This is a genomic window from Propionibacterium ruminifibrarum (genome assembly GCF_900289195.1).
Taxonomy (GTDB): Bacteria; Actinomycetota; Actinomycetes; order Propionibacteriales; family Propionibacteriaceae; genus Propionibacterium; species Propionibacterium ruminifibrarum.
Genome location: NZ_OMOH01000004.1, coordinates 123,039 through 149,235 on the forward strand (window position 1 = coordinate 123,039; position 26,197 = coordinate 149,235).

Below are 26,197 nucleotides of genomic sequence, written 5' to 3' on the forward strand. Positions count from 1 at the left end.
CGTAGGGTCACTACTGCTCATAGCAGTTCCCCCTCGTGGACGAATTGTGTCCGCCGCATGCCTCCACCGCCGGGAGGGGCGCGTCAGCCCGCGGGTGGAGCATCATGGCCCGACGTCATCGGCCGAACCTCGATCTCTCCGGCCGGGCTGACCGGCGCCGACCCGTCCGCCGCGTACCCCATCGCACGCCGCTGCGCACGCGATGACGGCTCCGGGGTACGACCGGCCGTCACGAGAAGCGCGTCCGGGTGTCTCCCGATATCGGGCTGGGTACGGGCGCCGTGTCGTCGAAGGGCTCGACCCGCCCGCGCCAGCGGGTCATCTCGTCGGGCTGGATCCAGCGGTAGGGGAAGACCGCCGAGGCGCCCCTGCGCAGCAGGTCCTCCATGGGGAGCCGCCGGTTCGAGGCGAACATGACGAGGTTCCCCATGCGGCGGCCCTTGAGGATCGCCGGTTCGGAGCTGACCGCCTGTTCGCTGAAGCGGGTGGCGGCCCCGGCCAGGACGCCGCGGGCCCAGCCGAACGGCCTGGTGTCGGTGACGTTGAGCACCACGACGCCGCGCGGGGTGAGCACCCTGGCGTACTCGGCGAAGGCCTGCCGGGTGACGAGTTCGCCGGGCACGGACAGGTCGGTGAAGGCGTCGACGATGACCATCTCGGCGTAGTCCGCGGGCATGGCGGCCAGGCCGGTGCGGCCGTCCTGGGCACGCACCTTGATGCCGGAGCGCGGCGGCAGCGGCAGCTTCTCGCGCACCTCCGCGGTCAGCCCGGCGTCCGGTTCGAGGACGATCTGCGGCGAGGTCGGGCGGGTGTGCGCGACGTAGCGGGCCAGCGTCATGCCCGCGCCCCCGACGTGGACGACGCGGAAGCGCTCACCGGCCGGCGCCCACAGGTCGATCAGTTCGCAGATGCGTTCCATGTAGGGGAACTCGACGTGCGTGGGATCGGCCGGGTCGACGAACGAGTGCTCCACCCCGCCGCCAGCGACGACGAAGGCACCCGGCACGTAGCGGTCGGGGACGACACGCAGGACGGAATCGCCGTGCGGCTGCTCGCCCATCGCGCCCCTCCCCCACTCGACGGCCCCGGCCCGGCGGGACGTGGCCAGGCTAGCGCCGCGCTGGCGGCCGGGACGACCGGCTGGCACGATGGGGTGCGGCGGGTGCCGCCCGGCGCCCGTCTGGCCGACGAAAGGAGAACTGCATGGGTCTGGATGATCTCGCGAAGAAGGCCGGGGACGCGCTCCACAGCGATCAGGTCGAGAAGGCCAGCGACCAGCTCCTCGGCAAGGCGAAGGACACGGCGAAGAAGGTCACTGGCGGCAAGTTCGACGAACAGATCGACAAGGCCGCCGAGAAGGCCGACAAGGCCATCGGCACCGAGTGACCTGCACATGACGAGGTGCCGCACCCCTGGGGTGCGGCACCTCCGCCGTGTCAGTGGGAGCCGAGACGGTTCCCGTCGCCGGGGCCCACCGGCCCGGCCCGCTCAGTCCCGCTGATCCTCGTCGATCGTCTCGGCGATGCGCAGACCCGTGCCACCGTCCTGGTCGAAGCGGACGCGCTGGCCGTCGGTGACGCCGCCGGACAGCATGGCGCGGGCCAGCTGGTCCTCGACGGTGGTCTGCATGAGGCGGCGCAGCGGGCGGGCGCCGTACACCGGGTCGTAGCCGGTGTCGGCCAGCCAGGCCCGGGCCGCCTCGGTGGTCTCGACCGCGATCCGGCGCTCTGCCAGCCGCCGGTTGAGCCGGTCGAGGTTGATCTCGACGATGCGGTCGAGGTCCTCGCGGCTCAGCGCGTCGAAGAGCACCACCTCGTCCAGCCTGTTGAGGAACTCGGGCCGGAAGGCGTCGCGGACGACGGCCATCACCCGGTCGCGGCGCTCCTGCTCGTTCAGCGTCGGATCGGCCATGTACTGCGAGCCGAGGTTGCTGGTGAGGATGAGGATCGTGTTGCGGAAGTCGACGGTGCGCCCCTGCCCGTCGGTGAGGCGGCCGTCGTCGAGCACCTGCAGCAGGATGTTGAAGACGTCCGGGTGGGCCTTCTCGATCTCGTCGAGCAGCACCACCGAGTAGGGGCGGCGCCGCACCGACTCGGTGAGCTGGCCGCCCTCCTCGTAGCCGACGTAGCCGGGCGGGGCGCCGACCAGGCGCGAGACGGCGTGCTTCTCCATGTACTCGCTCATGTCGATGCGCACCATGGCGGTCTCGTCGTCGAAGAGGAACTCGGCCAGTGCCTTGGCCAGCTCGGTCTTGCCGACGCCGGTGGGGCCCAGGAACAGGAACGAGCCGGTCGGCCGGTTCGGGTCGGAGATGCCGGCCCGGGCGCGCCGGACGGCGTCGGAGACCGCCCTCACCGCGGTCTCCTGGCCCACCAGGCGGACGGCCAGCCGGTTCTCCATGTCGAGCAGTTTGGTGCTCTCGCCCTCGAGCATCTTGCCGACGGGGATGCCCGTCCAGGCCGAGATGACCTCGGCGATGTCCTCGCTGGTGACCTCCTCGGAGACCATCGCGGTGCGCTGGCCGTCCTCCTCGGCGGCGGTGGCCTCGTCGAGCTGCTTCTCCAGGGCCGGGATCTCGCCGTAGAGGATCTGGCTGGCGCGCGCGAGGTCGCCATCGCGGGTGTAACGCTCGGCGTCGGTGCGCAGGGCGTCGATCTGGGTCTTCAGCTCGCCGACCCTGTTGAGCCCCTCCTTCTCGGCGGCCCAGCGGGCCTCCAGGCCCCGCAGCTCCTCCTTCGCGTCGGCCAACTCCTGGCTCAGGTGGGCCAGGCGGGCCTTGGAGGCGGGGTCGTCCTCCTTCTCGACGGCGAACTGCTCCATCGTGAGCCGGTCGACCTGGCGGCGCAGGTTGTCGATCTCCTCGGGGCTCGAGTCGATCTCCATGCGCAGCCGGCTGGCGGCCTCGTCGACGAGGTCGATGGCCTTGTCGGGCAGCTGACGGCCGGTGATGTAGCGGTGCGAGAGCTGCGCGGCGGCGACGAGTGCCGAGTCGGTGATGCGCACCTTGTGGTGGGCCTCGTAGCGTTCGCGCAGGCCGCGCAGGATGGCGACGGTGTCCTCGACGGAGGGCTCGCCGACGAACACCTGTTGGAAGCGGCGTTCCAGGGCGGGGTCCTTCTCGATGCGCTCGCGGTACTCGTCGAGGGTCGTGGCGCCGATGAGGCGGAGCTGGCCGCGGGCGAGCATGGGCTTGAGCATGTTCGAGGCGTCCATCGAGCCCTCGGAGGCGCCCGCCCCCACGACGGTGTGCAGCTCGTCGATGAAGGTGATGACCTGGCCGGAGGCCTCCTGGATCTCCTTGAGGACGGCCTTGAGGCGTTCCTCGAACTCGCCGCGGTACTTCGCGCCGGCCACCATGGAGGACAGGTCGAGCGAGACGAGGCGGCGGCCGCGCAGCGAGTCGGGCACGTCGCCCTTGACGATGCGCTGGGCCAGGCCCTCGACGACGGCGGTCTTGCCGACGCCGGGTTCGCCGATGAGCACCGGGTTGTTCTTGGTGCGGCGGCTGAGCACCTGGGCGACGCGCCGGATCTCGGCGTCCCGGCCGATGACGGGGTCGAGTTTACCGTCGGCGGCCTCCTTGGTGAGGTCGACGGAGTACTTGTCGAGCGCGCTCTCGCCGCCCTCGGCCTCGGGGTTGGTGATGCGCCGGTCGCCGCGGGACTCGTTGAAGGCCTGTTCGAGGGCCTCGGTGCCCACGCCCGCGCCGGACAGGATGGTCTGCGCCTCGCCCGCCACGGCGGTGAGGGCGATGAGCAGGTGCTCGGTGCTGACGTACTGGTCGCCCAGCCGGTCGGCCCGGTTCTCGGCGTCGGCCATGACGCGCGCGAATGCGCCGGACAGCTGGGGCTGGGAGACCGACGAGCCGCTGGTGCTGGGGAGTCGCTTGATGGCGCGCTGGGCCTCGGCGTCGATGCGCGCGGGATCCGCGCCGACGCCGCTCAGCAGCGGACCGACGGAGTTCTCCGGCACCATCAGCATGGCGTGCAGCAGGTGCACGGGCTCGGCGGTCGGGTTGCCCTCGGTGAGGGCCAGCCGCACAGCGGTCGTGACCGCGTCACGGCTCATCGTGGTGAGTTTCTCGGTGTCCATGGGTCCTTCTTGCTCGAACGAAGACTAAGTTGAGTCTACCTCACTCAACTCTTGGGGAGGGGTATCTATTCCATCTGGGGCCACGCGGACGAGGTACGCCCTCGTGAAGGGCAGCTCCACAGGGCATGGACCGGCCCAGCCCCACGCGGCGAATTGCTCGATGACGACTCAGCTCCCAGTACGCTGAAGTCAGCCGGAACAGCGTCGCCCCGCGAGAGGAGCACCGATGAGCGATACGACACCGGACAGCACCCGGACGCCAGGTCCCGCCGCCGGAACCGGGGCGGGAGCACCCGCGCTGGTGGACGTGTCCTGGCTCGCCGAGCACCTGGGCGAGCCGGGCCTGGTGGTGCTCGACGCCACGATGGGCCCGTCACCGTCCTCGCCGCGCATCCCGGGCGCCCGGTGGTTCGACCACGACGAGGCCATGGCCGCGCCCGGCTCGGACCTTCCCCACACACTGCCCGGCATCGAGCACTTCCAGGAGCAGGTGCGCCGGCTGGGCGTCGACGATGCCGGTCACGTCGTCGTCTACGACGGCACGGGGATCTTCTCCTCGCCGCGGGCCCGGTGGATGTTGCGGCAGGCCGGGCACGGCCGGGTCAGCGTCCTCGACGGGGGCCTGCCCGCCTGGCTGGACGCCGGCCTGCCCACCGAGCCCTGGCCCGAGGAGGCCGACCCGCGCCAGGGCCCCGAACCAGGCGACTTCACGGCGACCGGGAGCTTCGAGCCGGCCGTCGTGCCCTTGGCGGGGCTGGAAGCGCTGCTGACCGATCCGGGGTTCACCGTCGTCGACGCCCGCGCCCACGAGCGTTTCACCGGGCAGGTGCCCGAGCCGCGCCCGGGGCTGCGCTCCGGCCACATGCCCGGCGCGGTCAACCTGCCCTTCACCGAACTGCTCGTGGACGGACGCCTCATGCGTTCACCCGACGAGCTGCGCCGGATCCTCGACGCCGCGATCCCACCGGGCACCCGGCCCGTCGCGTCCTGCGGCTCGGGGGTCACGGCGACCGTCATCCTGTTCGCCCTGGAACTGGTCGGGCGCGGTGACGGGCTGCTCTACGACGGCTCCTGGTCTCAGTGGGGGCGCCCCGACGGCGGGGCGGTCGTGACCGGCGAGGCCTGAGCCGGCACAGCGCAGGCACCCCGGCCCCTCCCCTCTGAACGCCGTGGGGCCGGGGTGATGGCCCGGCCGGGAATGCCAGTGGCGCCCGGGCCGGAGCCCGGGCGCCACTGGGTGTGCGAAGCGGAGAAGTGGTCCTTGTCGGCCGTCAGGCGGCTACGGCCTCTGCCTCAGGGGCCGCCTCCTGCTGGGACTCGGCGTTCTTCTTGCGCCAGGCCGCGCCCTTGAGCACGGTGACGAGCAGGCCCGCGACGATCGCGCCGACAACGATCGACAGCACGAAGGCCCAGAACCTCTCGATGGCGAAGAAGACGAAGATGCCGCCGTGCGGGGCCATGGACGCGGCGCCGAGCGCCATGGACAGGGCACCGGTGACGGCGCCGCCAGCCATCATCGAGGGGATGACGCGCAGCGGGTCGGCCGCGGCGAACGGGATGGCGCCCTCGGAGATGAACGAGGCGCCGAGCAGCCAGGCCGCCGTGCCGTTCTCGCGTTCGGCGGGCGTGTAGTACTTCGGGCGCAGGGCCGTCGACAGGGCCAGGGCCAGCGGGGGCACCATGCCGGCCGCCATCGTCGCGGCCATGACGCGCATCGAGCCGACGTTGTTGATGTCCAGGTTCGTCGTGGCGAACAGGTAGGCGGCCTTGTTGATCGGGCCACCCAGGTCGAAGCACATCATGAGGCCGAGGATGATGCCCAGGATGATCGCCGAGGTGCCGCTCATGCCCGACAGAGCGTTGTTCATCGTCGTGGTGAGCCAGGCCAGCGGCCGGCCGAGGACGACGTACATGAGGCCGCCGGAGATCAGCGAGCCGACGAGCGGGATGACGGCGACCGGCATGAGGCCGCGCAGCCAGCGCGGCGCGTTGAGCGTGGTGAACCAGTAGGCGACGAAGCCGCCGACCAGGCCGCCGACGATGGCGCCGATGAAGCCGGCGCCGGTCAGGGACGCGATCGCGCCGGCGACGAAGCCGGGCACGATGCCGGGACGCTCGGCCAGGCCGAAGCCGATGTAGCCGGCCAGTGCCGGCAGCAGGAAGCCGAAGGCTGCCTGCCCGACCGCGAAGAGCACGGCGCCGATGTAGGTCATGAGGGCCGAGCCGGCCAGGGCGTGGCCGGTGGCCTCGGGCAGGTTCGCGAGGCTGTTCTCCAGGGCGATGTCCAGGCCGTTGTCGGCGATCTCGTAGCCGCCGAACAGGAAGCCGAGGGCGATGAGCAGACCGCCGGCGGCGACGAAGGGGATCATGTACGAGACGCCGGTCATGAGGGACTGCTGGATGCGCTTGCCCCAGCCGAGCTGGGAGGCCTCCTCCTCGGCGTCGGCGCTCGCCCCCTCGGCGACGGCGTGCACCTTGTGGGCGTTGGGGTCGCCGATGGCGGCGATGGCCTCGGCGACCATGACGTCGGGCTCGTTGACGGCGCGTTTGACGCCGGACTCGATGACGGGCAGGCCGGCGAAGCGGTTGCGGCCCTTGACGCCCACGTCGGTGGCGAAGATGACGGCGTCGGCGGACTTGATGACCTCGGGCGGCAGGGGCTCGTAGCCGGAGGAGCCCTGGGGCTCGGCCTGCAACTCGACGCCGGCCTTCTTCGCCGACTCGGTGAGGTAATCGGCGGCCATGTAGGTGTGGGCGATGCCGGTGGGGCAGGCGGTGACGGCGACGATGCGGGCCTTGGGGGCCTCGCCGGACGCGGCCGGGGCCTCATCGGCCGCCTCGGTAGCGGCCGCTGCGGCCTGGGGGGCCGGCTCGGCCGCGGCGGGCTGCGGTTCGACGATGCCGCGCACCAGGGTGACGATCGCGTCGGCGTCGGGGGCCTCGCGCAGTGACTGCACGAAGTCCTTCTTGACCATGGCGCGGGCCAGTTTGGTGAGCAGCTTCATGTGCTCCTCGCCGCCGTCGGCGCCGGCCGCGATGAGGAAGACGATGTCGGCCGGGCCGTCCTTGCCGCCGAAGTCGACGGGATTGGCGAGCCTGGCGAAACCGAGCGAGGACCTGCTCACGGCCTCGGAGCGGCAGTGCGGGATGGCGAAGCGGCCGGGCATGCCGGTGGGGAACTTCTCCTCACGGGCCAGCGCATCGCGTGTCAGACCCTCGGCCTCGGCACGCCCCGCCGCGGCGATGATGCCGGCCAAGGCGGTGATGACCTCGGTCTTGGTCGAGCCGAGATCGACGTCGAGAGCGACGATCTCCGGCTCGATGATGGACTCGGACATGAACATTTCTCCTAACCAGGATGTTCTCAGGATGGGATGTGTTCGGCGCGCTGCTGGGGCCGGGCGCCTTCGGTGGGTGTCTGGACGGCCGTGACGCTGGTCTGCACCTGCGCCGCGAGGTCGGGGTCGGGAATGGTGGATCCGGGCAGGCCGGCTGCGGCCGTGCCCCAGGCGACGGCCCCTGCCAGGGCCGCGTCTTCATCGGCGTCGCCGGTGAGCCCGATGAGCAGGCCCGCCAGGGAGGAGTCCCCCGCTCCGACGGTCGAGCGCACCTCGATGGGCGCGGAAACGGCGTGCCAGGCGCCGCTCGCGGTGACGAGCAGGGCGCCCGCGCCGCCGAGGGTCACCATGACGCGTTCGATGCCCCGGGCGACCAGGCCGCGGGCCCCGTCGAGGACGGCGTCGAAGTCGCCGCGCGCGGCGGCCTCCTCCATGGCCTCGCCGTCGCCGCCGCAGATCTGGGCGAGTTCGGTGGAGTTGGGCTTGATCAGGTCGGGGGCGGCCTGCGGCAGCGCCTCGGCCAGTGCCAGGAGCGGGGCGTCCGAGGTGTCGACGCAGACCCGGGCGCCGCGGGCGCGGATCCTGGGCACCATCTGGGCGTACCAGTCGGCGGGGAGGCCGGGCGGCAGGGAGCCGGTCATGACGACCCAGTCGGCCCCGTCGGCCGCCGCGAGCACGGCGTCCTCGAGCCGGGCGCGTTCCGCCTCACTCAGCTCGGCCCCGGGCTCGTTGAACTTGGTGGTGGTGCCGTCGGGCTCGGTGACCGTCAGGTTCGTCCGCACCGCGTGGGTGACGGGCACCCCGCGATGGTCGATGCCGGCCGCGACCATGCCCTCGAGCAGCGGGTCGTGCTCGGGGGCCGGGACGACGGCCAGCGTCGGGACGGCCGCATTGTGCAGGGCGCGCGAGATGTTGACCCCCTTGCCGGCTGCGACGGTGGTGATGTCGGTCAGGCGGTGCACCTGGCCGCGGACGATGGGCGCGGACAGGGCCGCGGAACGGTCGAGGCTCGGGTTGGGAGTGACTGTGACGATCATGCGCAGACCACCTTCAGGTCCTTGTTCTGGATGAGTTCGAGTTGACGGTGTGGGATGCCGGTGTCGGTGATGAGGACGTCGATGTCGTCGAGTGTGGCGAAACGCACTGTGGACTCGGCGCCGATCTTACGGGAGTCGGCGAGGACGACGACGGTGCGGGCCGCGCCGATCATGGCTGTCTTCGTGGCGGCCTCGTCGACGTCGGGGGTCGACAGGCCGTGCTCGACCGAGAGCGCGTTGGTCCCCATGAAGGCCACGTCGACGCGCAGCCGCTCGAACTCGCCCACATTGCCGACGGTGGCGGCCGTCGTGCCGCGCAGCCGCCCGCCGACGAGGCGCACCTCGCAGCTCGTGCGCGCCCCGACCTGGGCGGCGATGGGGGCCGAGTTCGTGAAGACGATGAAGTGCGCGTCCGCCGGCAGGTGGGCCGCCAGCCGCGCGGCCGAGGAGCCGGCGTCCAGCAGGACCGTGCCGCCGTCCGCCGGCAGGTGTTCGACCGCCTTGAGGGCCATGCGCTCCTTCTCGTCGACCGCGGAGGCGTCGCGGGTGTCGAGCGGGGCGTCACCCAGTTGGTCGAAGTCGGCGGGGATCGCGCCGCCGTGGACGCGCCGCAGCAGCGCCTTGGCGTCGAGCGTGTCGAGATCGCGTCGGATCGTCTCGGGAACGACGCCGAGATGGGCGGAGGCCTCGGCCACCGAGACGCGGCCGTTCTGGCGCGCGTGCTCGACGAGCCACTTGTGGCGTTCCTGCGGATACATCCGCCCACCTCCTGCCCGGAACCGCCGTGGAGCCGGTGTCAGGGCGATACTCCTCGCATCGCCTTCGGAGCGGGGCCGGGAGGATCATCGCAACCCCGTCGTTGACCGCGTCACGTTCCCAGCCCACTGAATGTTGTTATGCGTTGGACATTAGCGGGATCTCCGGGAAAAAGCTAGCCCTTTGACCCACAAGAACTCACTCATCCCAACATTCAGGTTCTGAGGGCCCTCCCACCGGACGGCGGTAGGCTCGACGGGTCCGCAGCGCAGTGGTCAGGCGCCGCCCGCGCCGACGGCTCCGGCACGGACGTCCACCAGAACCGAGCGTCCAGGGCCAGGAATGATCGCATATCTCGTCGCGCACCCGCTCCTCACCATCATGGGTGTCCTCGCCCTCGGGGCGCTGCTGGGCCAGATCAGATTCGGTCCGCTGCGCTTCGGTGCCGCCGGCGCGCTCTTCGTCGGCCTGCTCGTCGGCATGGTCGATCCGGGGCTGGGCGACGGGCTCGGCCTGGTCAGGCAGCTCGGCGTCGTCCTGTTCTGCTACGCGGTCGGCCTGTCGGCCGGCGCCACCTTCCTGACGGACCTGAGGCGCCAGTGGACGCTCATGGCGGCGAGCGTCGCGGCACTGATCCTCACGGCGGGGGCGGGCGTCGTCGCCGGCAGGGCCGCCGGCCTGACCCCGGCCCACGTCTCGGGCCTGTTCGCCGGCGTGCTCACCTCCCCCGCCATCGACGCCGCCCAGCAGGCCACCGGCGACGACCCCGACACCCTGTTCGCCTATGCGGTCTCGTACCCGACCGGTGTCGTCGTCGCCATGATCATGGTCGCCCTCGTCGCCACCCGGCGCTGGCCCAGCAGGCGCGACAACGTCTCGATGGCCGAGGCCGGCATCAAGGCGGTCAGCACGAAGGTGACCCGCGACACCGCCATCGAGCAGATTCCCGGCTGGCCGTCGCGGATCCGCATGAGCTATCTGCTGCGCGACGGCCAGATGCGCGTCATGAGCCGGCGCGACGAACTGCACCGCGGCGACGAGGTCCTCGTCGTGGGCATGCCCGCCGACGTCAACGAGGCGGTCGGTTTCCTCGGCTACCGCACCCGGCACGTCCTCACCGAGAACCGCCGCGACGTCGACTTCCGCAGGTTCGTCGTGTCGAACCCGAACCTGGCGGGACGGGCCCTCGGCGACATCGACGTCCGGGAGCAGTGCGACGGGCTGGTCACCAGGGTGCGCCGCGGGGACCTGGAGATGCTCGCCACCGACGACCTCGTCCTGCAGCCCGGCGACCGGGTACTGGCGGTCGTGCCCCGCGGGCGGCTCGGGGACGCCCAGGACTTCTTCGGCGACTCGGAGGCCCGCGTATCCCAGGTCGATGCGCTGACACTCGGCCTGGGGATCGCCATCGGCCTGCTGGCCGGCGCCGTCTCGGTGCCGCTGCCCGGTGGCCTGCGGTTCAGCCTCGGCGCGGCGGCCGGGCCGCTCATCGCCGGCATGGTGCTCGGCGCCCTGCACCGCACGGGGCCCTTCCGCTGGCAGCTGTCACATGCGACGAACCAGGTGCTGCGCCAGTTCGGCCTCATGATCTTCCTGGCCTGCGTCGGCCTCGCGACGGGCCCGGCCTTCCGGTCCGATCTGCTCAGCTGGGACTGTCTCAAGGTCGTGCTCGTCTCGGCCGGCTGCCTGGCCCTGGGCGGCGGCGGGCTGCTCCTGGCGGCCAACCGGCTCGGGCTGTCGGCGCAGCGCGCCGCGGGCGGGTTCGCCGGATTCGTCGGCCAGCCGGCGGTGCTCGGTTACGCGAATTCGCTCGTCAACGACGAACGCATCGACTCGGCCTACGGCGCCCTCTTCGCCCTGGGCACGGTGGTCAAGATCCTGCTCGTGCAGGTGATCGCGCTGGCCTGAGCCGGCCGCTGCGGCCCGGGCTGCTACGGCCGCCGGTCGTCCTCCCGGGGCTGGAATCCGCAGGAAACCCCCGGGTCGGGTTCACCCGTTCCGGTCGGCGATCCGGCTCAGCCGCCGGTGCCGTCGACCGTTTCCTCGGCGGCCGGCGGCTCGTGCACCGGCACGTCGTCCCAGCGGTCGAAGGTCAACGTGCTCGCGCCGTCGGTCATCGAGATCGGCAGTTTCGTGTCCGGGTCGATGACGAACTCGGTGTTGTGGCCGTCCGAGAACACCCAGGTCTCGGCGCCGTCCTCTGTGCTGCCGACGCTGGCGCGGTTGACCGTGCTGGTGTCGAGGTCGGCCATGACGAGGTCGATGAGCGCGCTCGGTGCGGTCGACTTGCCGAGCCGCTCGCTGTCCTCGGCACCGACCTTGACCCACTTGTCCTTGATGAACTCGTACTGCTCGCTGGTGATCCCGTTGGCAGTCCAGTAGGCCTCGTTGCCGCGCACGTAGGTGGTGCCGTCGACGACGACGATCTCGGCGGACCGGTCGTCCTCGGTGACCATGGCGTAGACGTTCGAGCCGTCGACCGTGCCGAGGATGTCCGCGTTGCGCATCGTCCCCTCCTGGTCGATGCGCCAGCTGCCCACCACGTGCACCGACGAGACCTGGGCGATGGCGTCGTTCATCTGCTGCAGGGCAGTCTCGGGCGCGACGGACGGGGTGGGGGTCGGGGTTGGCGTCGCGCTCGATGCGGAGGCACCGTCGGCCGAGCCGTTCTCGTCGGAGCCGCAGCCGGCGAGGCCGCCCACGGCGAGGATACCGGCCATGACGACCGCCGTCAGACGCATCTTTCTCATGTCGCTCCCTGATGGACGAGGATCTCGCCTCGATCTTCCCACACCGGCCCGGTCCACCGGGCGGCCGCGGGGTTCAGCCCACGTATTCGCGCACCTTCCTGCCGCGGATGTAGCCGACCAGTGCGAGCAGGACGATGAAGGCCAGCGTACCCAGCGTCAGGGCCTCGAAGGAGGCGTAGGAGACGCCGGAGGCCTGTGAGAAGTCGTAGTCGATGCCGATCAGCGTCTCGAGCGTGCCGGGGAAGATGCTCACCCACGAGCCGAGGGCGACGAACGCCGTGGTGATGATGCACAGCGCGCTGAAGACTCCGTTGGGGCCGGGCACCCGGAAGGGCCGCACGGCCTCCGGCACGGACAGGCGCAGCTTCATGGCGGCCGGGATGACGATGAGATAGCTGAACAGGTAGGTCGTGATCGAGACGCCGAGGACGACGTCGAAAAGGGCCGCGCTGGAGCCGGTGAGGCTCATGGCGGCGATCATGAAGCTGGTCGAGACGACGCCCGACAGCAGGTTGACGCGGATCGGCGTGCCGAGCCTGGGGTGGAAGCGACCGAAGAAGCCGCCGAAGAACGAGCCGTCGGCCGCGGCCATGGCCTGCATGCGGTCGGACATGATCATCCAGGCGGCGCCCTGGCCGATGTTGGCGAGCGTGAACATGGCGACGGCGAGCGTCATCATGACCGGGGCGGCCTCGCCGTAGACCGAGAAGACGGTGGACACGGCGGCCAGCAGCCCGGAGACGCCGTCGATCTGGCTCGGCGGGATGACGAGCAGGATCGTCAGCACGGGGATCGTGTAGAAGACGCCGGCCATCGCCGAGGACCGCAGCACCGAGACCGAGACGTCGCGCTGGGCGTTCTTCATCTCGCCCGAGGCGCTCGAGGAACTCTCGAAGCCGAGGAAGGCGAACAGCAGCAGCGGGATGAGGGTGATGAAGCCCTCCTTGGTCGGGACGAAGTCGGAGCCGCCCAGCGGCTGGATGCCGTCCCTGGCCCCGTAGACGATGGCGGTGCCGACGAACAGGGCGATGAAGCCGAGCTTGAAGAAGGCCCCCACCGTCGGGATCCACTTGGCCTTCGACAGCGACAAGATGGCGGCCAGCACGGTGATCCAGATGAAGCAGATCTTGAAGGCGTAGTCGGCGGCCGATCCCTCGTGGAAGTGGACGAGGTAGGTGCGGGCGGCCTCGGCGTTGAGGAAGGCCATGGACCCGCCCACCCACACAGGCTGGGTGATCCAGGTGAGGGCGGATGCGACGGCCGCGGCGGGGCGTCCGAAGGCCCGGCGGGCCCACAGGTAGACGCCGCCCTCGCCGGGGAATGCCGAGCCGGTCTCGGCGAAGATCAGGGCGTAGGGGACGAGGAAGACGATGATGAGGAAGACCAGCCAGGTGAAGGTCTCCGGCCCCTGCGCCGACACCGAGCCCAGCATCTCGAGGCCGACGACGGCCGAGAAGATGAGGAAGACGATGTCGAAGCGGCCGAGGGTGCGTTGCAGGCGCCCGGTCTGCCGCTGCGCCATGCGCGTGTCGGTGGAGTGGTCCGCCCCGGCGGGGCGGTTCGCCCTGGTGGGTTGATCCGTTGTCGCTGTCACATCTGCCTTCCCGGCCGCGCGGCCGGCGCGCGCCTGAACCGCCCCCGGTCCCGGCGGGCAGGGGCACCTGGACGATCGTAGGCCCTGCACGGGGTCCGGGGCGAGTGGCAGGGCGGGGATGGACGGGCGGCAGGCCCGGCCCGTGGCGAACGACCGGCCCGGGTTCCGTCCGCCCAGCGCCCGGTGCCCGCGCGGATCAGCGGGCGATCCAGTGGATGCCGTGCGCGTCGAACCAGCTCGTGGCGGCGGTCTGCGCGTCGGCGTCGGCGTCGAACTCGACGGTCGTCACGTGCACCGGGAAGATCTCCATGGTGGTGGTGCGGCTGCCCGTGACGCGGGAGGCGAGGCCGAGGTCGGTGGTGAGCCTGTCGAGGACGGAGCGGGTGGCGTCCTTCTGGACGAAGAACAAGTCGAGAGTCATGATCGGTTCCTGGGCGTCGTGGTGGTTGGTGCCGGGGCGGTGCCTGCTGCGTACCGACGGGCGCCGGACCGTTCACCGGTGGGACGCCGTCAGGAGCGGGCGCAACAGCACTGACAACAACGGTCAGCGGGCATGGTGAACCGCGGCATTCGCGCACGCGTCACCTGGAACATGCCTGAGAGTGTAGGCCGGGCGGCGCGGCGAGGCCAAGTACCCCGTCCACTGGGTGGACAGGCCTCACGCCGACATCCGGCATGTAACCCGGCGAGACGGGCGCCGAGATCCTGCCGTGCCGGCCGGACCGGCCACGCCGGTCCCTCACGGCGTGGCCGTCCCGAGTCTGCGCCATCGCTCGGCACACTCCCGAGTGGCCCGGCTTGCAGGCGCGCTCCACCGCCGGCCCACCAGTCCCGGACACGCAGGTGCCCCCGCCCACTCAGTGGAGTGGGCGGGGGCACCGTGCCGGTCACGGCTTCACCGTGGTACGGAGCCGTCAGGGCTCGACGGTGACCTTGATGGCCTCACCCTTGGCCACGACGTCGAAGGCGTCGAGGGCGTTCTCCAGCGGGATGTGGCGGGTGATGAGGTCGGCGACGGGCACCTGGCCCGAGGCGATGTAGGCCAGGGCGCGCTTGTTGTGCTCGGGGGCCGAGCCGTTGGCGCCGTGGATGTGCAGCTGGCGGTAGTGCACCAGGTTGGAGTCGCAGGTGATCGTCGGGTTGGTCTTGGGCAGCCCGCCGAAGAACGAGATGCGACCGTTGCGGGCGGCCATCGCCAGCGCCTGCTCCTGCGCCACGTTGGCCGGGGTGGCGGTGATGATGACGTCGGCGCCGCGGCCGCCGGTGAGCTCCATCACCTTGGCGACGACGTCCTCGGTGGAGCCGTCGATCGTGATGTCGGGGCTGACGGCCTGGGCGGACATCGCCAGCCGCTCGGCGTTGATGTCGATCATGACGATCGTCCCGGCCTTGTGCACGCCGCGGGCGATGCGGGTGTGCATGCAGCCGATCGGGCCGGCGCCGAAGATGACGACGAAGTCGCCCTCCTCGATACCGAGCTGCTCCTGGGCATTGATGGCGCAGGCGAAGGGCTCGGCGGCGCTCGCCTCGTCGTAGCCGACGCCGTCGGGGATCTTGTTGAGGCCGTCGACCTTGAGCACCTCGGCCGGCACGATCATGTACTCGGCGAAACCGCCGTCGTACTGGTAGCCGACGCTGGTCTGGTTCTGGCAGACCTGCATCCAGCCCTTCCGGCACTCGTAGCACTCGCCGCAGGGCACGGCGGCGATCGACTGGACGCGGTCGCCGATCTTCCAGTCACCGGTCACATCGGCGCCGATCTCGACGATCTCACCGGCCACCTCGTGGCCCATCGTCGTGACGCGGGTGATGTTCTGGTGCCCGTTGTGGAAGATCTTCACGTCGGTGCCGCAGGTGGAGCAGTTCTTCACCTTGATCTTGATCTGGTCGGGCCCGCACTCGGGCTCGGGGACGTCCTCGAGCCTGACGTCCTCGGGGGCGTGGAAACGCAGTGCCTTCATTGTGTTCAGTCCTCCTCCGGTGCAAGGAGTTCCTGCACCTGTTCAACGGTGGTGGCGGTGCGCAGCTGCTCCGCCCTGTTCTTGTCGGCCAGCACGCTCGCGAGTGCTGACATGATGCCGATGTGCTCGTCCGAGGCCGAGGCGATGGGGATGGCCACGTAGCACGTCTTGCCGTTCCAGTCGACGCCGTCGGGGAACTGCAGGAACCCCAGGGCGGCGTGCTTGATGTGGGCGCGGGCCTCGTTGGTGCCGTGCGGGATCGAGAAGCCCTCGCCCATGTAGGTGGACACCTGGCCCTCACGCTCGATCATGCCATCGACGTACTCGGGGCCGGCGGCCTGGACGTCGACGAGCACCTGACCGGCCTGGCGGACGGCGTCGTCCTTGTCCACGGCGCTCAGACCCAGCTTGATGGCCTCCGCGGGCAGGATGTCGGGCGCCAGGGACTTCTTCTTGCGGGTGGCCCGGGCGGCAGCGACCGCCACGGCGGCGTCGCCGTCACCGGCGGCAGGGGCCTCGGCGGCCTGCGAGCCACCGGAGTGGGCGGCCTTGACCTTCTCCTCGACCTCGGTGAAGACCGGGTCGCCGACGTAGTTCTTGAACGGGACGACGGCGGCCTGCGGCACCTTGGCGTGGGCCCGTTCGGCCAGGCCCTCCTGGGTGAGGACGACGGTGGCGTCGGACGGGATCGAGTCGATCGGGGTGTGGATGACCTCGACGCCGTACGGAGCCAGCTTCTTCTTCATGGTCGAGGCGACCATGACCGAGGAGCCCATGCCGGCGTCGCAGGCGATGACCAGCCTGGTGAGGGAGGCCGCGTCGAAATCGCCGCTGGGGAGCGAGGCGGCCGTTTCGGAAGCGGTCGCCTCCGCTGCAACGGCACCGCCCTCCTCGGCGGCGGCCGCCGCCTCGTCCTTCTTCTTGTCGGGGCGGATGAGCGCCGCGGCGACGAGGAACGAGACCGCAGTGGCGACGACGAAGTCGGCGATCATCGGCAGGTAGCCGCTGCGCGGGCACATGAGGAACCAGGCGATGATCGAGCCCGGCGAGGCCGGGCCGGACAGGCCGGCCCCGAGCAGGGTGCCAACGGCCAGGCCGGACATGGCGCCGGCGATGGTGGCGAGGATCGTCTTCGGCTTCATGAGCACGTAGGGGAAGAAGATCTCGTGGATGCCGCCGAACAGGTGGATGATGACCGCGCCGGGCACGGACTGGCGGATGTGCTTGGCGCCGAAGGCCCAGTAGGCCAGCAGCAGGCCGAGGCCGGGGCCGGGGTTGGACTCCACCATGAACAGGATCGACTGGCCGGCGGCGTGCACCTGCTCGGTGCCGAGCGGGGTGAGGATGCCGTGGTTGATCGCGTTGTTGAGGAAGAGCACCTTGGCGGGCTCGACGAGGATCGAGGCCAGGGGCAGCATGTGGTGACCGATGAGGAAGTCGACGCCGGCGGCCATCCACCCCATGAAGAGGTTGACCAGCGGGCCGATGCCCTGGTGGCCGAGGATGGCCAGGAGCAGGCCGAGAATGCCCAGCGAGAAGTTGTCGACGAGCATCTCGAAGCCGGAGGGGACCTTGGACTCGAGGAAGCCGTCGATCTTCTTGAGCAGCCACGCCGCGAGGGGGCCCATCACCATGGCGCCGATGAACATGGGGATCTCGGCGCCGACGATGACACCCATCGTGGCGATCGCGCCGACGACGGCGCCACGGGTGCCGTGGACGGTCCGGCCGCCGGTGTAGCCGATGAGTAGCGGGAGTAGGTAGTTGAGCATGGGATCGCTCAACGTGACGAGGTTCTCGTTGGGGATCCACCCGGTCGAGATGAACAGGGCCGCCACGAAGCCCCAGGCGATGAAGGCACCGATGTTCGGCATGATCATCCCGGCGAGGAAGCTGCCGAAACGCTGGATCGAGGCACGGACGCCCCTGCCCTCAAGGTTCTTGTTGACTGTTGCGTCAGGTAGAGACATCGAATCTCCTGATGAACGGTGCCGCGAACGGCAGGATCTGCTTTGATCTGTGTTCGATTCTGGTTGTGTTGGTTTCTGTTGTCAAGGGGACAGAACCAGAAACTTATTCGGGCAAGCTCCAACATGGATGCGCAGACCGGCACCCCACCCCGCAACCGACGCACCAAGCCACCCCCGCCCCGCGCGCGGAACCCGAGGTGGCGCTGGTCGCATTCATTGCGGACGCACGGGCCCCCGCCCCGGGCGAAGACCCGAGGGGCGGCGCCACTGGCGGGTGTCGGAGGCGACGGGCCCATACCCCGCGCGAAGCCCCAGGATCCAACGGCGTCGGGCACAGCCCCTGCACGATCGCCCACGCCCCGCGCCGGACCCGAGGGCCCTTTTGGCGCAGGCGCAGCCGTTGCGGGCACAGCACCGCCGCAACCCAGACGGGTCAACAGCGCCACCGCGCCCGCCCTCTGCGAGCACGGCGTACAGGAGCGCGATCCGCACGGGCGGGGACGATGGTCACGGCATCGGATCACGCGGCACGCAGCCGCCCGGCTCCCAGATCGGAGCGCCGGGCGAGTCGGGTGACCGCCCGGCCCCGGCGACCACGGACGCACCACACCCGGGGAGCCCCCGCACCCGGGGCAATCGGCACAGGCCACCCGGGGTGAGGCTCTGCGCCCTGGGCGAAATCACCGCGTGGCGGCACAGGGGTCTCACCCCCGGAAAAGCCGCTCACCTTGGTATCGCCGAGCGTACTAAGTACGGTAATTCTGGGTACTTGATCCACTATCACACCGTGATATAAATTACGTACACCCCGTTCCGAGTGAAAACATATTATGCGTACTCCAACAATGAATACGATCATCCGGACCATAACACAGAAAACGAAGGAATCCCCCTCCGCGAAGTCGGTTTTCGACGCCGAACGCACTCTTTCCAGGGAAGATCTCGCAGCACTCGCCGATACCATTGCGGCACGCCTGCCGACCGACTGCGATCGTGTCGGGATCGTCATGGATCATTCCGTTGAAATGATCGCCGCCATACTCGCCGTACTGAAGAAGGGTGCGGCATATGTGCCGGCAGAACCATTCCTCCCGACCGAACGCATCCGGTTCATGATGCGCGACTCCGGGGCCCAGGTCGTCATCACGAACTCGCATCACGAGGAACTGCTCAACGGCTTTGATCTCCTGATCGTCGACCGCGGCCTACCGGTGGCCACCGATGCCGGCTACGCGACGACGACAGGCAACCAGGACCAACTGGCCTACATTCTGTACACATCGGGGACGACCGGCAGACCAAAAGGAATCGCCGTCACTGATGCGAATGTCAGCCACTACGTGCGGGCCTTCCAGAACGAGTTCCACCCGACCGATTCCGACATCATGCTGCAGCACTCGGTGTGCTCCTTCGACATATTCGTCGAGGAAGTGTTCGGCGCGCTGCTGTCCGGAGCCGCACTCGCGATCCCGAGCGTCGCGGAGCGCAACGACATCGGCTCGCTGATGGGTTTCATCGAGAAGAACCACGTGACCATGCTCACCGGCTTCCCGTATCTGCTGCAGGAAATGAATGAGCTCCCGGCGATCCCGCCGAGTCTGCGGCTGCTGATCAGCGGCGGCGACGTGATCCGGGAGGCCTATGTGACGAATCTCGTGGACAGGATCCCGGTGTACAACACCTACGGCCCCACCGAGACGACCGTGTGCGCCTCCTACTACAACTGCTCGACCGGGAAGGCCCTGCCGGACGGCACCTACCCCGTCGGCAAACCCATCCTGGGCGTCGACGTCGTGGTCATGGACGAGGCCGGAAACATCGTGCCCGACGGCCGCCCCGGAGAACTGTGCATCCTGGGCGGTGGCGTCTCGAACGGCTACGTCGGCGACCGCGAGAAGGAGAACGAGGCCTTCGTCACCCTGGCGGACGGCCGGCGGATGTACCGCAGCGGGGACCTCGGCTACGTGCTCCCGGACGGCAACATCGCCTTCCTGCACCGCAAGGACACCCAGATCATGATCCTCGGCAAGCGGGTCGAGGTCAGCGAGGTGGAGAACGTCCTCATGCAGTCCGGACTCGTGCGGCAGGCCCACGTCAGCCCGAGAACGGACGACCGGGAACTGTCGTACATGGTCGCCTACGTCGTGCCGGAGCGGGAGGAGACGACGACGGACGAGATCAGGACCTATCTGAGCGACTACCTGACCGACTTCATGATTCCCGAGTTCATCGTCAACCTGGACTCGCTCCCGCTGACCCCCAACGGCAAGGTGGATGTGGACGCTCTTCCCGCCACACCGCGCAGGACGGCCCCGTGCCCGAGCTGACGATCACGCAGATGACCCCCTCGGACATCACCCTGCTCGTCGCGCTGAGGATGGAGGTGCTCTCCCACGTGTTCGAGCAGGAGAAGAGGGGCATGTCTGAGCGGGAATGGGAGGACCTGGCCGAGCAGAACCGGGAATATTATCTCCGGGAACTCCCCGCCGGGAGGCACCTCGCCTGCGTCGCGTATCTGGGCAATGATGTCGTCGGTTGCGGCGGCGTCTGCTTCCAAAGAGAACTGCCCTCCCCCGACAACAGGAGCGGGCTGTGCGCCTATCTCATGAACATCTACACCAGAGCGGAGTTCCGGGGCAGTGGGTTCGCCCGCCGGATCTGTGAGTGGCTGATCGAGAAGGCACGAGCCGCGGGTGCCGGGAAAATCTACTTGGAGAGTTCAGCCGACGGCCGGGCGCTTTACCACTCGCTCGGCTTCCACGACATGGCGGACTACATGGCGCTGCCGACCGCGACCCCGGCCTGACCCGGCACCCATGCCGGTTCCCAGCCACGGGCCTCGGCCGCCCAGCAGCCGCTCGGCCCGCGGCGAATGCCCCGCCCCGTTCCGATTGCCGGTACCGGCCGTGCCGATTCTGCCGGGCGCCTTCCCGGCGTTCGACGCCCGAGCCGGGGTTCCGGCCCCGGCGCGTCGCGTATGATGCGGGAAGCGGCAGCGCCCTGACGATCCCTCCCCGCCGCGCGGTGCGGGGAACCGAGGAGCACAATGGCTGACAGCACCGGTGACTACATGTCGTACGAGGAATATCTCACCCGGGTCAAGGAGGGTGTGCTGACCGAGAGCGGGAACTGCCCGGTGACGCCCTTCCTGCTCATGGTGCAGGGCAAGTGGAAGGCTCAGCTGCTGTACGAGATGTGCATCTACGACAGTGTCCGCTTCGGCCAGCTCAAGAGGGACCTGCCGGGCATCACGAACACCATGCTCACCAGGAGTCTGCGCGAACTGGAAGAGGACGGACTCATCAAACGCGAACAGTTCAATGAGATCCCTCCGCACGTCGAGTACTCCTTCACCGACATGGGGAAGGACCTTCTCCCGGTTTTCTACGCCATCACGAACTGGGGCTTCCGGCACGAGCAGGAACTCTACAAGGACGCGCCCGATGAGTGAACACGACAACCAGCCGGGGCGACGTGCCATGCGCGTCGGCGGAAAGGACGTGACGGTCTTCCCGGCCACCGGGCAGGACGCGCCCCTCGTCCTGCTCCACACGGTCAGGGGCGAGGGCCCTCTCGTGCACGATGCCGTGCGCGAGCTGACCGATTCCCCCTTCTCCCTGGCCGCCATCGGGGATCTGAACTGGGACGACGACATGACGCCATGGCCGATCCCGCCGATCTCGGCCGATGATTCCCCGTGCGCCGGGCTCGCGGATCACCACCTCGCCACGCTCACCCAGGAGATCCTCCCCGAGGTCGGGGCAGGATTGCCCTCCGAGCCGTCCTTCATCGCCCTGTCGGGGTATTCGCTCGCCGGGCTCTTCGCCGTCTACGCCCTGTACCGGACAGACGTCTTCGACCGGGTCGCGAGTGCCTCCGGCTCGTTCTGGTACCCGGGATTCATCGACTTCGCGACGACGCACGAACCCGTGAAAAAGCCCGACTGCGTGTACTTCTCGCTCGGCGACACCGAGGAGAACAGCCCGTACCCGATCCTGCAGCCCGTCCGAACCAATACGGAACGGCTTGCCGAGTGGTACCGCGGGCAGGGCGTCAGGACGACATTCGAGCTGAACCCGGGGGATCATTTCAGGCAGGGCGTCGAGCGCCTGGCGAAAGCCATCGCCTGGGTGCTGGACCACTGACGCCGCTCAGCGGGTGCGTGCGCCGAATCGGCCCCGGAACGCGCCCGGTCCGCCGCCTGCACCAGCCCGGTCCGTGCGGGCCGGGCGCGCCGCGGGAACAACAGGACCGGCTGCTTTCTGCGGCCCGGATCGGCCGGTGCGGCCGGGCGTGCCCTCACATCTCGATGGCGCGTGGCCTGGGGGGTCTGCGGTACCGGCTGTAGTCGACCTCGCCGCCCGGGCCGGCCAGGAAGACCCGCTGGGCCTCCTCCTGCACCTCGGTCATCCGCGCCATGAGTTCGGCCATCTGGTCGAGTTTGCGCTGCATCTGGTCGAGCTCGTCCTGCATGTCGATGATGCGCCGGATGCCGTTGAGGTTGATGCCCTCCTCCTGCGACAGCTGCTGGATCAGCCGCAGCCGGGAGATGTCCCGCGGCGAGTAGCGCCTGCCCCGCCCCTTCGCGCGTCTGGGCACGACGAGACCCATGCGGTCGTAGCCGCGCAGGGTCTGCGGGTGCATGCCGGCCAGTGAGGCCGCCACCGAGACGGTGAAGATCGGGGCGTCCGGGTCGATGACCTGGGGCAGTCTGTCCTCGAACATTGCGTCACCTCATCGCTGCCTTCGCGGCCAGGCCGGCCCTCGGGTCCGGCTCGTTGACCGCCCGTGCGTAGTCCTCCAGTGCGGCGCGGGCCGCGTCCGACAGGTGCGGCGGCACCTGCACCTCGACGCTCACGAGCAGGTCGCCGTAACCTCCCCGGGCCTTGCTGATGCCCTTGCCGCGGACGCGGAAGGTGCGCCCGTTCGGGGTGCCGGCGGGGACACGCAGCCGCACCTGGCCGCCCTCCAGGGTGGGCACCTCGATCTCGGCGCCGAGCGCCGCCTCGGCGTAGGTGACCGGGACGGTGACGGTGAGATTGTCCCCGCTGCGGCCGAACAGCGGGTGCTCGGCGACATGCACCAGGACGTACAGGTCGCCGGGCGCTCCTCCGTTCTCGCCCTTGCTGCCCTTGCCCTTGACGCGGATGCGCTGGCCGTCGGTGACGCCAGCGGGAATGCGCACCTGCATGGTGCGCTGGCTCTTGGCCCGCCCCGAACCGTGACAGTTCGTGCACGGGTCGTCGACGATCATGCCGCGCCCGCTGCACGTCGGGCAGGGCTCGGTGAGCCCGAAGACGCCCTGGGCGCTGCCGGTCTGCACGCCCGAGCCCTGGCAGTTGGGGCAGACGCGCGGGACGGTGCCCGTCTTGGCGCCGGTTCCCCGGCAGGTCGGGCAGGCCTCGTCGGAAACCATCTGCATGCCGACCGTGGTGCCCTTGACGGACTCCCCGAAGGAGATCGATACCTCGCCCTCGACATCGGCGCCGCGACGGGCGTGGCGGACGTTCGTGCGGCGGGTTGCCCCCGTGTTGAACAGGCCGCCGAACAGGTCGCCGAGTCCGCTGTCGCCCATGGTGCCGGTCATGTTCCTGAAGACGTCGTTGACGTTGCCGCCGCCGGCCCCGCCCGGGCGGGAGAAGTGGAAGCCGCCGCCGGCGCGCAGTTCGTCGTACTCCTTGCGCTTGGCCGGATCGGACAGCACGTCATGGGCCTCGGAGGCCTCCTTGAAGCGTTCCTCGGCCTTCTTGTCACCCGGATGCTGATCGGGATGGTTCTCGCGGGCGATCCTGCGGAACGCCTTCTTGATCTGCTCGGGCTTGGCGTTCTTGGAGACGCCCAGGACCTTGTAGTAATCCTTCTCGAGCCAGTCCTTCGTGCTCATCGTGGCGCCTCCTCACCGTGCCGTGCCATTGCGAACGTCATCCCGGTTCTCCCCGACGGATCGTCTGCGTCCCTAGGCGCCCTCCGGTTCGTCACCGTCCTGCGACTGTTCGCCCTCAGCGGCCGTGTCGTCCTCCCCGCCCGCGGGAACGGCGACGACGACGCGCGCCGGACGCACGATGGTGCCGGCCAGCTCGAAGCCGCGTTGCATGACCTCGTGGATGGACATCTCATCACTGCCCGGCACGGGCACCTGCATGAGGGCCTCGTGACGGCGCGGGTCGAACTCCTCACCGGGCTCGCCGAAGGCGACCAGCCCGTGCCGGGACGTGACCTTGGCGAGTTCGTCGGCGACGAGCCGGAAACCGCCGGTCAGCTCGCCGTGGGCCTCGGCCTGGACGATGGCGTCGAGCACCGGCATGAGGTCCCGGACGATCGACTCGACGCCCTGGGTGCGGGCGACGTCGCGGTCGCGTTCGACGCGCTTGCGGTAGTTGACGTACTCGGCCTGCAGGCGTTTGAGGTCCTCGGTGCGCTCGGCGAGTTCGGTGCGGGCGGCCGTGAGCGGATCGGCGGACTCCTCCTCCCCCTCGGCCGCTGGCTCCGCTGCGGCCGGCTCGGCGGCCGTGTTGTCCGCGGTCCTCGCGAGGAACTCCTCAGGGGTGAGACCGGCGAACTCCTCGCCGATGCCCTCGGCGGGCTCGTTCTGCTCGGCGCCCGGGTCCGGGGTCTGGGTCATGTGCTCGCTCCTCATGCGCTGGCACCGGGTGATCGTCCGGTGCGCTGCGGCCGTGCGGGGCGACCCGCACGGCCAGTGGGTACTAGTTCAGTTCTGTTCGGCACTGCTGGGCGGGCGGGGGATGACGGCCGGGAGGCCGTCCGGGTGACTGGACGGCCTCCCGCCGTGATCCCGCTGGAGCCGCGCTCTCAGCAGGTCTGGAACGCCGCTCGGCGACGCTCGACGGTCACTTGTCGTCGTCGACGATCTCGGCGTCGACGACATCCCCATCGTCGCCGCCGTCGCCCTCGCTCGAGCCGCTGTCGCCGGCGGGGGCCGAGGCGGCAGCGGCCTGGGCGGCCTGGTACATGGCCTGGCCCATGGCCGAGGCCTTCTGGTTCAGGTCGTCCATGGCGGCCCGGACCTCGTCGTCGTTGTCGGTGCCCTTGAGGGCCTCCTTCAGCTTCTCGACGGCCTCGGTGACCGGCGCCTTGACGTCGTCGGAGATCTGCTCGGCGTTGTCGGCCAGCAGTTTCTCGGTGCGGAAGACCAGGGAGTCGGCCTCGTTGCGCATCTCGACGGCCTCGCGACGCTTCTTGTCGGCGGCCTCGTTTGCCTCGGCGTCCTTGACCATGCGGTCGATCTCGTCCTTGCTCAGGGCCGAGCCGCCGGTGACGGTCATCGACTGCTCCTTGCCCGTCGCGGTGTCCTTGGCGTAGACGTGCACGATGCCGTTGGCGTCGATGTCGAAGGTCACCTCGATCTGCGGCATGCCGCGCGGGGCGGGCATCAGGCCGGTGAGCTCGAAGTTGCCGAGCGACTTGTTGTCGCGGGCGAACTCGCGCTCGCCCTGGTAGACCTGGATCATCACCGACGGCTGGTTGTCCTCGGCCGTGGTGAAGATCTCCGAACGCTTGGTCGGGATCGTCGTATTGCGCTCGATCATGCGGGTCATCACGCCGCCGCGGGTCTCGATGCCCAGGCTCAGCGGGGTGACGTCGAGCAGCAGCACGTCCTTGACCTCGCCCTTGAGCACGCCGGCCTGCAGGCTGGCGCCCAGCGCGACGACCTCGTCGGGGTTGACCGACTGGTTCGGGTCCTTGCCGCCGGACAGCTCCTTGACCAGGTCGCGCACGGCCGGCATGCGGGTGGAACCGCCGACCAGGATGATCTGGTCGATGTCGCCGACGCTCGTCTTGCCGTCCTTGAGCACGGAGCGGAAGGGCTCACGGCAGCGGTCCAGCAGGTCCTGCGTCAGACGCTGGAACTCGGCGCGGGTGAGCGTCTCCTCCAGGTGCAGCGGTCCGGACTGGTTGGCCGTGATGTACGGGATGTTGATGTTGGTGCTCGTGGCCTGCGACAGTTCGATCTTGGCCTTCTCGGCGGCCTCCTGCAGACGCTGCTTGGCCATCTTGTCGTTGGCCAGGTCGACGCCGTTCTTGTTCTTGAACTGCTCGACGAGCCAGTCGACGATGCGCTGGTCCCAGTCGTCGCCGCCCAGCCGGGCGTCGCCCTTGGTGGCCTTCACCTCGAAGACGCCGTCGGAGATGTCGAGCAGCGAGACGTCGAAGGTGCCGCCGCCCAGGTCGAAGACGAGAACCGTCTGCTCCTGGTCGGCCTTGTCGAGGCCGTAGGCCAGGGCCGCGGCGGTGGGCTCGTTGATGATGCGGTCGACGACGAGACCCGCGATCTCACCGGCCTCCTTGGTGGCCTGGCGCTCGGCGTCGCCGAAGTAGGCCGGGACGGTGATGACGGCGTTCGTGACGTCCTCGCCCAGGTAGGCCTCGGCGTCGCGCTTCAGCTTCTGCAGCACGTAGGCGCTGACCTGCTGGGGGCGGTAGTCCTTGCCGTCGATCTGGGTGGTCCAGTTGGTGCCCATGTGACGCTTGACCGAGCGGATGGTGCGCTCGGGATTTGTGACGGCCTGACGCTTGGCGACGTCACCGACCAGCACCTCGGCGTTCTTCGAGAAGGCGACGACCGACGGGGTCGTGCGGGAGCCCTCCGCGTTCTGGATGACGGTGGGCTCGCCGCCCTCCAGAACGGCGATGACCGAGTTGGTGGTGCCGAGGTCGATACCTACTGCACGAGCCATTGT

The 26,197-nt window shown here is 69.6% G+C and carries 21 protein-coding genes; 7 read left to right on the top strand and 14 right to left on the bottom strand.

The features are described 5' to 3' along the window. Positions 1-229: 229 nt before the first annotated feature. Complete coding sequence (locus PROPJV5_RS05890; RefSeq protein ID WP_119715419.1) at positions 230-1,060, bottom strand: spermidine synthase; 831 nt, start codon at positions 1,058-1,060, stop codon at positions 230-232. 143 nt (positions 1,061-1,203) lie between these two features. On the opposite strand from PROPJV5_RS05890, the gene PROPJV5_RS05895 reads away from it, so the two are divergent. Beyond that, complete coding sequence (locus PROPJV5_RS05895; protein ID WP_119162906.1) at positions 1,204-1,386, top strand: Rv0909 family putative TA system antitoxin; 183 nt, start codon at positions 1,204-1,206, stop codon at positions 1,384-1,386. 102 nt (positions 1,387-1,488) lie between these two features. Here PROPJV5_RS05895 and clpB read toward each other — a convergent pair whose 3' ends face one another. Then, on the bottom strand, positions 1,489-4,092 hold the full coding sequence (gene clpB / locus PROPJV5_RS05900) for an ATP-dependent chaperone ClpB (protein WP_119715420.1): 2,604 nt from the start codon (positions 4,090-4,092) through the stop codon (positions 1,489-1,491). Positions 4,093-4,318: 226 nt separating this feature from the next. Between clpB and PROPJV5_RS05905 the strand changes: the two genes are divergently transcribed. Further along, positions 4,319-5,218, top strand: coding sequence for a sulfurtransferase (locus tag PROPJV5_RS05905; protein ID WP_119715421.1), 900 nt, complete (start codon positions 4,319-4,321; stop codon positions 5,216-5,218). Positions 5,219-5,363: 145 nt separating this feature from the next. Here the strand turns inward: PROPJV5_RS05905 and PROPJV5_RS05910 are convergent, their stop codons facing one another. From PROPJV5_RS05910 to PROPJV5_RS05920, 3 genes are read right to left on the bottom strand one after another with little or no spacing between them, the layout of a single operon-like run. After that, a complete protein-coding gene (locus tag PROPJV5_RS05910) occupies positions 5,364-7,430 on the bottom strand; it encodes a PTS fructose transporter subunit IIABC (RefSeq protein ID WP_119715598.1) in 2,067 nt (688 codons plus the stop codon). Between the two features lie 26 nt (positions 7,431-7,456). After that, positions 7,457-8,467: a 1-phosphofructokinase family hexose kinase gene (locus tag PROPJV5_RS05915; RefSeq protein ID WP_119715422.1), complete on the bottom strand. Its 1,011-nt coding sequence runs from the start codon at positions 8,465-8,467 to the stop codon at positions 7,457-7,459. Next, positions 8,464-9,225 (bottom strand): DeoR/GlpR family DNA-binding transcription regulator, encoded by a 762-nt coding sequence (locus PROPJV5_RS05920; RefSeq protein WP_119715423.1) that lies wholly within the window; start codon positions 9,223-9,225, stop codon positions 8,464-8,466. The genes PROPJV5_RS05915 and PROPJV5_RS05920 overlap by 4 nt, the downstream gene beginning before the upstream one ends. A 340-nt stretch (positions 9,226-9,565) precedes the next feature. Between PROPJV5_RS05920 and PROPJV5_RS05925 the strand changes: the two genes are divergently transcribed. Further along, complete coding sequence (locus tag PROPJV5_RS05925) at positions 9,566-11,131, top strand: aspartate:alanine exchanger family transporter (RefSeq protein ID WP_119715424.1); 1,566 nt, start codon at positions 9,566-9,568, stop codon at positions 11,129-11,131. A 107-nt stretch (positions 11,132-11,238) separates the two neighbouring features. Here the strand turns inward: PROPJV5_RS05925 and PROPJV5_RS05930 are convergent, their stop codons facing one another. From PROPJV5_RS05930 to PROPJV5_RS05950, 5 genes are all read right to left on the bottom strand, one after another. Then, entirely contained in the window at positions 11,239-11,973 is a 735-nt protein-coding gene (locus PROPJV5_RS05930) for a hypothetical protein (RefSeq protein WP_147385365.1), read from the bottom strand. Between the two features lie 73 nt (positions 11,974-12,046). Continuing rightward, entirely contained in the window at positions 12,047-13,495 is a 1,449-nt protein-coding gene (locus PROPJV5_RS05935; RefSeq protein WP_119715426.1) for an APC family permease, read from the bottom strand. A 268-nt stretch (positions 13,496-13,763) separates the two neighbouring features. After that, positions 13,764-13,988: an NIL domain-containing protein gene (locus PROPJV5_RS05940; protein ID WP_119715427.1), complete on the bottom strand. Its 225-nt coding sequence runs from the start codon at positions 13,986-13,988 to the stop codon at positions 13,764-13,766. Between the two features lie 493 nt (positions 13,989-14,481). Then, positions 14,482-15,528, bottom strand: a complete 1,047-nt coding sequence (locus PROPJV5_RS05945; protein ID WP_119715428.1) for a zinc-dependent dehydrogenase — start codon at positions 15,526-15,528, stop codon at positions 14,482-14,484. A 5-nt stretch (positions 15,529-15,533) separates the two neighbouring features. Continuing rightward, entirely contained in the window at positions 15,534-17,498 is a 1,965-nt protein-coding gene (locus tag PROPJV5_RS05950) for a PTS mannitol transporter subunit IICBA (protein WP_119715429.1), read from the bottom strand. 845 nt (positions 17,499-18,343) lie between these two features. Here PROPJV5_RS05950 and PROPJV5_RS05955 point away from each other — a divergent pair. From PROPJV5_RS05955 to PROPJV5_RS05970, 4 genes are all read left to right on the top strand, one after another. Next, the gene (locus PROPJV5_RS05955) at positions 18,344-19,825 is read left to right on the top strand and encodes an amino acid adenylation domain-containing protein (protein ID WP_119715430.1); all 1,482 of its coding nucleotides are present in this window, start codon (positions 18,344-18,346) and stop codon (positions 19,823-19,825) included. Continuing rightward, positions 19,813-20,304, top strand: coding sequence for a GNAT family N-acetyltransferase (locus tag PROPJV5_RS05960; RefSeq protein WP_220474352.1), 492 nt, complete (start codon positions 19,813-19,815; stop codon positions 20,302-20,304). The genes PROPJV5_RS05955 and PROPJV5_RS05960 overlap by 13 nt, the downstream gene beginning before the upstream one ends. Before the next feature lie 240 nt (positions 20,305-20,544). Beyond that, positions 20,545-20,949: a winged helix-turn-helix transcriptional regulator gene (locus PROPJV5_RS05965; protein ID WP_220474353.1), complete on the top strand. Its 405-nt coding sequence runs from the start codon at positions 20,545-20,547 to the stop codon at positions 20,947-20,949. After that, a complete protein-coding gene (locus PROPJV5_RS05970; protein WP_182858594.1) occupies positions 20,942-21,643 on the top strand; it encodes an alpha/beta hydrolase in 702 nt (233 codons plus the stop codon). The genes PROPJV5_RS05965 and PROPJV5_RS05970 overlap by 8 nt, the downstream gene beginning before the upstream one ends. Before the next feature lie 154 nt (positions 21,644-21,797). Here the strand turns inward: PROPJV5_RS05970 and PROPJV5_RS05975 are convergent, their stop codons facing one another. From PROPJV5_RS05975 to dnaK, 4 genes are all read right to left on the bottom strand, one after another. Continuing rightward, positions 21,798-22,223, bottom strand: coding sequence for a heat shock protein transcriptional repressor HspR (locus PROPJV5_RS05975; RefSeq protein ID WP_119715432.1), 426 nt, complete (start codon positions 22,221-22,223; stop codon positions 21,798-21,800). A gap of 4 nt (positions 22,224-22,227) precedes the next feature. Continuing rightward, positions 22,228-23,382 carry a molecular chaperone DnaJ gene (dnaJ, locus tag PROPJV5_RS05980; RefSeq protein ID WP_119715433.1) on the bottom strand — a complete coding sequence of 385 codons (1,155 nt, stop codon included), beginning with the start codon at positions 23,380-23,382 and terminating at the stop codon, positions 22,228-22,230. A 72-nt stretch (positions 23,383-23,454) separates the two neighbouring features. Then, on the bottom strand, positions 23,455-24,120 hold the full coding sequence (locus tag PROPJV5_RS13035; RefSeq protein ID WP_119715434.1) for a nucleotide exchange factor GrpE: 666 nt from the start codon (positions 24,118-24,120) through the stop codon (positions 23,455-23,457). A 226-nt stretch (positions 24,121-24,346) separates the two neighbouring features. Next, complete coding sequence (dnaK, locus tag PROPJV5_RS05990; protein WP_119715435.1) at positions 24,347-26,194, bottom strand: molecular chaperone DnaK; 1,848 nt, start codon at positions 26,192-26,194, stop codon at positions 24,347-24,349. Positions 26,195-26,197: the final 3 nt, after the last annotated feature.